This is a genomic window from Pedobacter sp. (genome assembly GCF_035566355.1).
In the GTDB taxonomy this organism is placed as follows: Bacteria; Bacteroidota; Bacteroidia; order Sphingobacteriales; family Sphingobacteriaceae; genus Pedobacter.
The window spans coordinates 1-11534 of record NZ_DATMRL010000629.1 but is presented as its reverse complement, the minus strand read 5'-3'; the positions used below and the strand labels follow the sequence as shown (position 1 = coordinate 11534).

8 protein-coding genes are annotated in these 11534 nt (G+C 39.7%); 2 read left to right on the top strand and 6 right to left on the bottom strand.

The window, feature by feature from the left end:
• Positions 1 to 220: hypothetical protein (locus tag VNZ46_RS24630; protein WP_325563583.1), on the bottom strand; the 220-nt coding region annotated here is incomplete at its 3' end.
• Positions 221 to 425: 205 nt separating this feature from the next.
• On the opposite strand from VNZ46_RS24630, the gene VNZ46_RS24625 reads away from it, so the two are divergent.
• Both VNZ46_RS24625 and VNZ46_RS24620 read left to right on the top strand, forming a co-directional pair.
• The gene (locus VNZ46_RS24625) at positions 426 to 767 is read left to right on the top strand and encodes a YciI family protein (protein WP_325563581.1); all 342 of its coding nucleotides are present in this window, start codon (positions 426 to 428) and stop codon (positions 765 to 767) included.
• Between the two features lie 37 nt (positions 768 to 804).
• A complete protein-coding gene (locus VNZ46_RS24620) occupies positions 805 to 2049 on the top strand; it encodes an RNA polymerase sigma factor (protein WP_325563579.1) in 1245 nt (414 codons plus the stop codon).
• Between the two features lie 6 nt (positions 2050 to 2055).
• On the opposite strand, the gene VNZ46_RS24615 is transcribed toward VNZ46_RS24620, so the two are convergent.
• The 5 genes from VNZ46_RS24615 to VNZ46_RS24595 all read right to left on the bottom strand — a co-directional run bounded on the left by VNZ46_RS24615 (position 2056) and on the right by VNZ46_RS24595 (position 11130).
• Positions 2056 to 3936, bottom strand: coding sequence for a beta-N-acetylhexosaminidase (locus VNZ46_RS24615; protein WP_325563577.1), 1881 nt, complete (start codon positions 3934 to 3936; stop codon positions 2056 to 2058).
• Positions 3937 to 4207: 271 nt separating this feature from the next.
• Positions 4208 to 5821, bottom strand: a complete 1614-nt coding sequence (locus VNZ46_RS24610) for a RagB/SusD family nutrient uptake outer membrane protein (RefSeq protein ID WP_325563575.1) — start codon at positions 5819 to 5821, stop codon at positions 4208 to 4210.
• Between the two features lie 20 nt (positions 5822 to 5841).
• Positions 5842 to 9147, bottom strand: a complete 3306-nt coding sequence (locus tag VNZ46_RS24605) for a TonB-dependent receptor (protein WP_325563573.1) — start codon at positions 9145 to 9147, stop codon at positions 5842 to 5844.
• Positions 9148 to 9289: 142 nt separating this feature from the next.
• A complete protein-coding gene (locus tag VNZ46_RS24600) occupies positions 9290 to 10453 on the bottom strand; it encodes a FecR family protein (RefSeq protein WP_325563571.1) in 1164 nt (387 codons plus the stop codon).
• Positions 10454 to 10530: 77 nt separating this feature from the next.
• Complete coding sequence (locus tag VNZ46_RS24595) at positions 10531 to 11130, bottom strand: RNA polymerase sigma-70 factor (RefSeq protein WP_325563569.1); 600 nt, start codon at positions 11128 to 11130, stop codon at positions 10531 to 10533.
• Positions 11131 to 11534: the final 404 nt, after the last annotated feature.

Genomic DNA, 11534 nt, shown 5'->3' with positions numbered 1-11534 from the left:
ACCGGAGTTTGATGTTTCTTCCTATCGCTTTAAGCAGCCCGGGATGATCGCTTACAGTCGCATCAACAGCATCCCACTCCCCTTTTTCATTGCAAACAAGCTGATAATCCATACCATTCAGGCTAATATGGATGGCATTGGTTTCTTTTGTTATTCCCTTGGTGATGATCATATAGGTATAATCCTTTTCATCAAAATTGATGCGCAGTGGTAGATTCATATTTCAAGTATAGCGTTCGAAATGCCTTTTTATTGCGTGAGCTAACAAATAACGTGAATTAAAAGAACGCTTTTAATTACAATAGAAATATTATTTCAAACCAATTGTTTAAAATAATATTTCATCTTTGATTGTCCCTTTCAATGAAATCAGATTGTTATTGGGGTATAGTTCAAACATTCAATAACAATTAAAATCAACAAAAATGAAAGAGTACATTCTTCTTTTCAGACACGAAAACGTAAGCGGAAAGGTTTCGCCAGAACAAATTCAGCAATGGATGAAACAACAAATGGATTGGGTAAACAGTATTGTGGAACAAAACAAATTTGTAAGTGGCACCGGGCTGTTATTTGACGATGCTAAAATAGTTGACCACAAAAAATCTATTACAAACGGGCCCTTTGGTGACATTAAAGAAACACTTGGTGGCTATATTATTGTAAAAGCAGCATCGGCAGACGAAGCCGCAGAATTTGCAAAAGGTGCCCCCATTTTACAGGGTGAAGGCAATACTGTAGAAGTACGGCAAATCGTAAAACATTAAAAAAAAGTTCCCGAAAAATCGGGAACTTTAGAAAAAAATGAATGAAAACGATATAATTCCCCATTTATTTAGGACAGAATATAGTAAAATGGTATCTGTCCTGACCAGATCATTTGGTCTGGAATATATGGAAACAGCGGAAGATATTGTAAGCGAAACATTTTTAGCGGCACTTGATAGTTGGGCCTACAAGGGGAAACCTTCAAATCCAACAGCCTGGCTTTATACCGTTGCCAAAAACAAGTTAAAAAATCATCTTGCCCGAAACCAAACATTCAACAAAATAGTATCTGAACAATTAACCGATAACAGTTTGTTGAATGAAATCAGAATTGATTTTTCGGACAAAAACATTTCTGACAGTCAGCTTCAAATGCTTTTTGCCTTATGCCACCCGTCTATTTCAGCAGAAGCACAAATTTGTCTGGCATTACGCATCCTTTGCGGATTAGGATTAAATGAAATTGCAGACGCATTTTTATCAAACAAGGAAACCATTCACAAAAGATTGCAAAGAGCCAAAGAAAAGCTCTATTCAGAAAAAATTCAGATGGAAATGCCTGCCGATGATAAAATCAATGAGCGATTAAACACCGTTATTCAAACTATATACCTTTTGTTCAGTGAAGGTTACTATTCTGAAAGCAACAATTCCATTATTCGGAAAGAGCTCTGCGTCGAAGCGCTGAATCTGGCTTATTTACTGTTGGACACCCCCCAAACCAACAATCACGCTTCAAATGCTCTAATGTCCTTAATGTGTTTTCAGGCTTCACGTTTGGAAGCACGGCAATCGGAAAACGGAAACATAATATTATATGATGACCAGGACAGAGCACTTTGGGACACAGAATTTATTGAAAAGGGATTTTATTATTTACAACAGGCATCTAAATGGGAAATAACATCAACACTTTACGTTGAAGCGAGTATTGGCTATTGGCACACCGTTGATCGCAACAATCCCGACAAATGGACGAGTATATTAAAATTGTACGATGTTTTATTACTGGCAAACAGTTCTCCTATCGTGGCCTTAAACAGGATCTGGGCATTCTCAAAAGTTCATGGAAATTTACCCGCCATAGAAGAAGCCAAAAAGCTAGATTTGAATACGAACCATTTTTATCTCGTTCTTTTGGCAGAATTGTACAAAAATACTGACGACATGGATAAGGCCAAAGAATATTTCATAAAGGCACAACACTTTTGTAAAACCGGCACAGAAAAATCAATGCTACAAAAGCAAATTGACAAAATAAATAGAAAACCGAACGCATAACCGGCGTCACCTAGTCCTTTTTTCTAATTCTCCACACGGAGCAATCAATAATTTTCCCGCAGCAGTATTTCCTTTAAATGATTGTGCTCTTATTTGATAAATACCTTTAGGAATTACGATCGGTGTTCCATTATAACGCACACTCGATGGATCAGGATTGGTATTGTCCAGAGTGTAATAAATATCCAGGCTGTCTACATCTGTGCTAAGAGAAACCAGTAATTGTTTTTCCTGATCGAGTTTTACCGTAGCAAGCACATCAAATGCCGCCCTTGAATAATTGATTTGTGCGGCATCAAGAATCTTAAATTGAGGTATTAACTTTGTCTGAAAATCAGCCCAGTTCTGTTTTCCACGTGGCGACCAAAAAACCTCAGATAATGCCAGAGATCGTGGCCATGTCATGTATTCAGCGTGTCGTGCGGTAGGCACAGATTCTGACCACAGGTTTCCTTGTCCGCCCAAAACATACGTACTATCTATCCCTGCAGGAAAGGGATTCCATTGATAGGCTGTTTTTAAACGCAGCATATCGTAAGTATCAGGCTCCAATAATGGATCACCCTGGTAAAGATCCAGATAGGTATTACTGCTCGGTGTAAAAATAACCTGATGTCCTTGTTTCGCTGCTTCAATCCCCCCCTGCATCCCCTGCCAACTCATCACTGTGGCTTCAGGAGCCAGTCCACCTTCCAGAATTTCATTCCATCCGATTATTTTTTTCTTCTTTTTTTTCAGGATTTTTTCTACCCTTTTTATAAAATAACTCTGCAGTTCGTGCTCCGTCTTTATCCCCTGTTGTTTCATAAAATCCTGTACCACGGCCGATTGTTGCCAGAAGTTTTTGGTGCACTCGTCGCCACCGATATGGACATAATCACCCGGAAACAAAGCCGCAACCTCTGTAAAAACTTTATCCAGAAAGGCATACACCCGCTCATCTGCCGGATTTAAAGTATTGTCGTCAATATTATAAAACTTACTTCCAGGATTTACCGGATAATTGTATCCGGTTGCAGACAAATAAGGATAGGCCGCTATAGCTGCCAGTGAATGGCCAGGAACATCAATTTCCGGTACAATGGTGATGTGCCTTTCAGCCGCATAGGCAATTATTTCTTTGATATCCTGTTGCGTATAATATCCCCCATAAGAAGCCTTTTCATCTTTCTGAGGTGGCGTATAAGACCACCACTGTCCTGTCCTTGGCACTCTCCAGGCACCCACTTCAGTTAAGCGGGGCAACGATTTTATTTCTATACGCCATCCCTGATCGTCTGTTAAATGCCAGTGAAAAACATTGAACTTATAGTGCGCCATATCATCGATATATTTTTTCACAAAGTCTTTTGAGAAGAAATGCCGGCTTACATCCAGCATCAACCCACGCCATTTCAATCGGGGATAATCAACAATTTCAACAACGGGCAAACTATGCTGCTGATTGGTTTCGGCCGAAAGCTGAAGCAGTTGCCGGATCGTTTGTAAACCATAAAATAAACCCGCCATTTTACGCGCCTGCAATTTTACTTCATGTTCAGTAACAGATAGCTCGTAACCCTCATCATTACCAGGATTGTTCAATTCCGGATTCAACAACAACCTAATGGAGTTCCCCGCCCCAGTAGCTTTACTCTTTACAGGCAAATTATGCCCTGTTAGTACACCAAACCATTCATTAGCCTGATTACCCAACCTGGCAAGCTCAGCGTTGCCCGACGGAAGGATTAAAGAAGTCTGATCATTAATTACAAACCTACCCTTACCTTGAACCAACGAAACCGGTTCTGGAACAATCGCCGGCTTATCTTGCGCCCTGATGATGGGGCAAATAAATACCAAAGCCAACAAATAGATGGAGGTTTTAACAGCAAAGGATTTCTTCATATCTTGATTTTATCTTCGTACCAACCGCAATAACAGTTCAATCCCTGAAGATACGCATTCAAAACAAAAAGAACCAACTGCTTTCCATTTCCCAACGCAATCTAATCTGCACCCAATCCGGTCTGCACCCAGTCCACTCTCTACCCAATCCTATCTGCACCCAACCTGGTCTCCACCCAAGAAAATATGTTTTCATGAGCGAACCTCAGAACCTGAAGCTCTTCGCGCAAGGTTCAGAGAGCTCAGAAAACATATTTTCCTAACTAATTAATTACCAACCAGGATTTTGCGTCACATTACGCAAAATATCAAGCTCAGTCTGAGGGATTGGCATATACCACATTTTTTGATCAAAAGGCCTGTTCTCAACCTGCTCCCTTGTATAAGTTGCTCCGGCAGCATCCCACCTAAAAGCAAAAATAGGAGAGCTTGATGTTAATTTCCATCTTCTGTCATCAAAAAACCGGTGTTCTTCAAAGCATAACTCAACCCTTCTCTCTCTTCTGATCGCAACACGCATCTGTTGTTTTGTAAGGCCCTCATTTAAATTGGGAAGCCCGGCCCGGCTTCTTATTAAATTCATATAAGTATAAATTCTTGGATCTGCCACGGGCGAGCTGTTTGCTTCATTTGCAGCCTCAGCATAATTTAAATACATTTCTCCTATTCTAAACCAGATGCTCATGATTTGTCTTCCGGCCCCAGAAGTAAGACTAACAGACCCATCACAAAATTTTGCCGTATAATACCCTGTAGTCGTATTCACATTCGCGCCGTTAATCCCATCAAGTCCTCCGGTTTTCGCCGCTACAGTGTAATCTCTGATGACACTTCCGTTGTACCAAATGGTCGCATAAAATCTGGGCTCTCTGTTCAGGTAAGGATGAGCAGGGTCATAACCAGAACTTGGGTCTGATATGTCTTTCCCATTAGCCATCTGGTATTCATCTACTAAATTTTGTGTTGGAACCGCATTTGCCCATCCAGACATGCCAGGAGGATAAAAAGCTTGCTCAAAGTTTTTATTATTTCCAAGATCTCTAAACCAAATAATTTCAGAATTGGCATATACATTAAATACATCTTTATAGTTATCGCTCTTATTTGATTTAACATTGTATAAAGTATATTGATTGAGATCAATCACTGCTTTTGCAGCATTGGCTGCCTGTTGCCACTTGGCTGGATTATCGGAGGTATTCAGCGGGCTGGCAGCATATAATAATAGTCTGGATTTTAACGCCAGGCACATGCCTTTTGTCGCGCGTCCAAGCAGACCTGCAGAATAGGATAAAGGTAAAATGCCTGCGGCCTCGTCTAAATCTTTGACCATAAATGCCACACACTCGTCATAGCTATTTCGCTTTTGCTGAAATGGGTCATTTATTGGTACGCGCTTATCTACAATTGGAAATGCACCATAAAATTTCAGTATATCAAAATAAAGAAATGCCCTGCAAAATAGTGCTTCACCTCTTAGTCTTGTTTTAGTTTGTATTTCATCATTACTTGTTGTCGGTACACCGGGAAGCCTTTCCAATAAAATGTTTGCCTTTCTGATACCACGGTAACTATTGGCCCAGATATTACCTATTGGATTGGAAGATTGTGAATAGCCACCTCTGTTAAAAGCCATTCCGTTATTCCAGAATGTAGGCGCAGCCTCATCACTTAGACAGTCAATTGAGGTAAAACCGTCCCCGCCCCTGGTTTGAACGGTGGGCAATACACTATAAATATTATTTACAAAGCTTTCAGATTGTATCACGGTACTAAATACCTGATCTTCGGTAATATTTTCATTTGGAGCAAGGTCCAGGTATTTTTTACAAGAGCTGAAACTTATTGTCGATAGCAATAAAGCTATAATGATATAATTCTTCATTTGAACTAAATTCTTTTACATTAAAAATTAAGAGATAACCCAAAATTGTAAACCTTTTGTTGTGGATAAGTACTGCCAATGCTTCCGCTTCCATATTCAGGATCTGTAAGGGTAATTTTAGACCATGTATGAAGATTTTGACCATTTGCAAACACCCGTACACTTTGTAAGCCTATTCTTTTAAGAAAAGCCTGAGAAAAAGAATAGCCTATTTCAACATTCTTTAACCTCAGGTAGTTTCCATTTTGCAAAGTGAAAGTAGAGATCCGGCTGTTATTAGGATTAGACCCAATATCAATTCTTGGATAAGTGGCTGAAGCAGCCGTTTCCGGAGTCCAGCTTCCTAAAAATGCTTTTAAAACGGTACCCTGGCTAAAAAACGGCGTATAACCAAAGGAATCAAAATAAGCAGATGAGTTGGCAGAACCTTGAAACAATACGCTTATATCGAAATTTTTATAAGACAAGTTCAGCGTGGTTCCATATTGTATTTCAGGCACAGAACTATAACCAATAGGAACCCGGTCAAAATCATCGATCCGGCCATCGCCATTTACATCTTTATATTTTAAATCTCCCGGAATTACACGATTGGTAAAGGTTTGAACCGGGCTATTGTTAATTTCCTGCTGATTCTGGAAAAAACCTTCCGCAATTAAACCAAAGGTTTGCCCTACCCTTTGTCCAATACCTGATTGATAAGCATATTTAGGTACAGCCTGGTTGTTGTCCAGTACTTTATTTCTGTTGAAACCAATATTGGCCAATACATTAACTTGTACTCCGCCAAAATTCTCATGTATACCAAGTTCTGCTTCAATCCCTTTATTTACAACTTCACCTTTGTTAATCGGAGCAGTTGTTGGGAAACCGGCTAAGCCAGGTGTCAGGGGCGCTACTAAGATGTTTTTTCTGTTTTCCTGAAACAAATCAACATTAAAACTAAGCATGTTATTGAACCATTTTGATTCAATACCAATATTCCTTTTGTATCCTTTCTCCCAGGTAATGTCGCTATTACCAATAAATGTTTCCTGCAATCCGCCTACGCCTGCCGGAGGATTTCCAAAAGAGGTTCCTGTACCATCAGAGTAATAGCCGTTGTATAAAAATCTGCTGCTGTAGCTGTCATTACCGACGATACCAAACGAACCTCTAAGTTTTAAGAAGGAGATAAATTTAACCCGCTCCTTAAAAAAATCCTCGCTACTCACAATCCAGCCAATTGCACCTGCAGGAAAGAGTCCAAAGCGTTTACCCGGAGCAAAATTTTCAGAACCATTGTAAGCATAAGTAGCTTCGGCAAAATATTTATTTTTGTAATTATAGGTCGTACGACCTTGCAATCCTTGTAAACCAGAGGCTATTGCAACATTACTAAATGACTTTTGCTGGCTGTAAAAAATGGTACTGGTTACATTGTGGTCTCCAAATGACCTGTCATAACCTAAATTTGCCCTGTAGGTTGAAAATCGGCTCAAACCATAAGCACCGCTCACCGCACCTAATTTAGTTGCGGTATTGATACGTGTATAGGAGCCATTTGAATTGTATTGGAATGCATCGTAGCTTTTCGACCGAGTCTGGTCCTGGGCATAATTGGCATCGTACGAGAGCGACATTGTTGCCGATAAGCCCTTAGTCAGCACATCCAATTTTTGTGTCAGCATAAATGTCCCTTGTTGCCGGCCGGCATAATTAATCACATAACCAACATCTGCCAGTTCTGCAACCGGATTATTCTTTACCGTTGGATAACCACCCCAGGTGCCGTTGGGGTTCTTTATGGGAAACGCATTTGGTGCAAATCTGACTATAGAAAAAAACGGTTCATTTGGATAGGCTGGCCGGTTAAGAGAGCCAAAACTGCCAGATAAATCCAAACGTACAAGGGTTGTTTTTGTAACGTCAATATCCACATTCGCCCTGAAATTATAACGTCTGAAGACCTGATCGGATGGATAGGGCGTATCAAACTTTTTATAAATGCCCTGTTGTGAGAGGTATCCTGCCGAAACAAAAAAGCGTGCAAAATTTGATCCTCCGGTAATGGTCAGATTTTGCCTGTTCATCAATGACTTCTTTTTTAGTAAAAGGTCTGCAAAATTATTATCCGGATATAAGTAAGGATCTGTGTGGTTCTTGTAACCGTCAAGTTGTTGTTGGGTATAGGTTAATGGCGTTCCGTTATTTTTATTTGCCTGATTGTACAGCAAGGCATACTCGTAGGAGTTGACCGTTTCCGGTATCCGGGTTGGTGTTTGAAAACCAAACTGCGAAGTAAAGTTAATACTAGGAGCTTTTGCTGATGATCCCCTTCTGCTGGTAATTAATACAACGCCATTGGCGCCACGCATACCATATATAGCTGTAGCAGTCGCATCTTTCAGGATACTTACACTTTCCACATCATTTGCATCTATATCACTTATGGTCCGGCCCTCAACGCCATCCACCACGATCAAAGGGCTGGAATTGTTTAGCGAGGCAATACCCCTGATATAAAGCTGAGCCGCATCGTTACCATTTACCCCAGGTGCTCCGCTTCTTTGTATGGCAACCAGACCGGGTAACCTCCCGGCCAGTGCATTTGAGATATTGGCCACAGGACTTTGCTTCAGTTCTTTGGTAGAAATGGAAGAAATTGCCCCAATTACACTCGCCTTTTTTTGGGTACCTAAACCCACAACAACAACCTCGTTTAATCCCTGCGAATCTTCAAGCAAAGTAATGCTCAGTTCTGTCTGAGAATTTAATGTAATTCTTTGCGGTACATAACCTAACATAGAAATGATAATGACATCACCAGCTTTAACATTTTTCAACAGAAAATTACCTTTATTATCCGTTAAGCCTCCGTTATTCGTACTTTCCACCTTTATATTAACTCCTGGTAATGGATTTCCATCTTTATCCAACACCTCACATTTAACAGAATTAGCTAAAGTAGCCGGCTGCAACCTTTGCAATTTTTCCTTTAGCCAAACGGCTTTAGCTTCTAGTTTATAAGTGATGGGCTGGTTTGCAAAAGAGATTTCCAAAACCTCTTCTATACTGGCATCTTTAACATTAATGGTTACTGGTTTAGCGTGTTTCAGAAGTTTGTTATTGTATAAAAAATCATATCCGCTTTGTAGTCTTATTTCCTCTATGATTTGCTTTAAGGAAACTTCGGTTTTGTTAATGGTAATTTTTTGCGCAAAACTATTTGCGCTTACCTGCATAATTACTGCGGTTAGCAATAAAATAGTTAATTTCATAGCCAGCAAAATTTTATTCCAGGTATGACGATAACGGGCATACCTTAATTGTAAGTTTAAATCCATAAATTTGAATTGTTGGGTTTAGGTCTAAATGGTTCAAGTCATTTTTTTTCCGGATTTCCGGAAGGGTAAACTCAATATCAGGTTAAAGATGTTAGCGCATCTTTAACCATTTTTCAGATTACCGTTTGTATGTTGTGCACGTCTATTTTGTTACAATAATCTTCCTCCCTTCTATTTTAAAGTGTACATCTCCATTATACTCCAGCATTTTCAAAATGCAGGAGATGTTCCTCGACCTTGAAATTTTTCCAGAAAAGGTCAGATCAGGCGCAAATTTATTTTGATAGATAATTTCGACATTGTACCAACGGGCAATTTTGGACATAATATTTTCTAAATTGTCGTTGAATTTGAAATCACCATTTTTCCATGCGGTGATTTCTTCCAGGTCTACATTATCCAATAGTTGTATTCCAGAAGGTTTAACTTCTGCTTGTTGACCAGGCTTCAATGATTGATATTTTCCATGGGCAGATATTTTTACAGCACCTTCAAGCAGTGTTGTTTTGACGGTTTCTTCATCTTCATAGGCCATCACATTAAAATGTGTACCTAAAACCGCCACTTGTTGTTGTTCTGTTTCGACAATAAATGGATGTATTTTGTCTTTTGCCACTTCAAAATATGCCTCCCCCCGAAGTTTAACTCTACGTTCATGAAGTGCAGTAATATTGGCTGCGTAAGTAATGCTTGAGGCTGCGTTTAAGATCACCAACGAACCATCTGGAAGTTTTATTCCATAGGTTTCGCCTTTTTCGGTTGACAAGGTATTTACTTGCTCCTCTTGGTTAGCAGCATCCAGAGGTTGTTTAATTTCATAAGTAATCTGGCCGTTTGCAGTTTTAGAAATGCTTACCCCGGATTCTTTAGCAAGTTCTCCGTTACCAGCATCAGATAATCTGATTTTCTTCCCATTTGCCAGCATTAATGTTGCCCCTTGTTTGCCCGGAACAATGGTCTTGCTGTAATTACCTGTAGCAGGCTCCTGCCTTCTGTTATACTTATTGTAAAATAGCCCTGCAGCGGCTATTAAAATTATCGATGCGGCGACCGCTATTTTTGACCCCAGATTATTTTTTTTCCAGGATTCTGGTTTTCCCCTATTAATTCTGTCAAATACTTGCTTTTCGATCCTATCTTTTATCAGATCAGGCTGATCTTTATATTCTCCTGGTAGTTCAACGAACTCATCCTGATGCTGCTCATACCAGGTATTCAGTTCCTGCATTTCCTGTTGACTGATCTGACCACTGCGCCACTTATGCGCAAGTGTGTTGATATAGTCTACCGGGTTTTTATTTTCCATTTTTACTTCTTATTTTCTGCATAGCCAGAAAATAATTCAGTTACCCTTAGTCGTGACTAATATTTTTTTTAAATATTTTATAGTTTACGCTGAAGATGGTTCAGCAATAGGATAAGAACAAGCAAATTATTCAAGGTGAACTGACCTCGAATGTCTTTCAGCGCCTTTGTCAGATGCGCTTCTACTGTTTTTTCTGAAATATGGAGATCAGCGGCAATCTGTTTATTGGTTTTACCTCCTTCACGGCTTAGCCTATAAATAATCTGACATTTTTCAGGCAGTTGTCTGATGGTACTTTCCAGCTGCCTGAACAATTCCTTTTCCAGCAGATAATCGTCCATATAACCAAGCGAATTCACGATAGCATCTTCACTTACGTCCGTTGTTTTGATCCTGCGGTATTTCTTATCAAGGAGGTTAAGTACCTGGTATTTTATGGCTACCGAAAGATAGGTACCAAGCGTATATCTCAGTTCAATACTCTCTCTTTTCTTCCATAAGTTATAAAATACATCCTGTACACATTCTTCGGCTTCTTCCAGCACATTAAGACGATTCATTGCTACCGCGATCAAGCGCTGCCAATAACGTTCTATAATTTGTTTCAAAGCCATTTGCTCACCATTTTTCACAGCGGTAATCAATTCCTTATCTGAAAGTTTCTGATATAATAACATGCTATATTCCTGATAATTGACGATTAGATTTTAGCTTCTGCTTTGCAGCGAATGCTGTACAAAGACCTATCATTGCCAATCTGCACCCTACGTACTATCCGCTAGGGCAACGGCTTTTTCATCAAGCATGGTTGTAATTTTCGGGTTATATTTGTAAGGCCAATTTATAGGATAGCGCAACAAGTAATTGCAACTATATTGTCTAATGATGACACTATATTACAACAACAACAAACCCAATCTGAACCCAATCCGGTTTGCACTCAATCCTGTTTGCACCCAATCCTGTTTGCACCCAATCCGGTCTGCACCCAAGAAAATATGTTTTCATGAGCGAACCTCAGAACCTGGAAGGTTCAGAGAGCTCAGAAAACATATTTTCACAAACACATTTTAAGATCTCA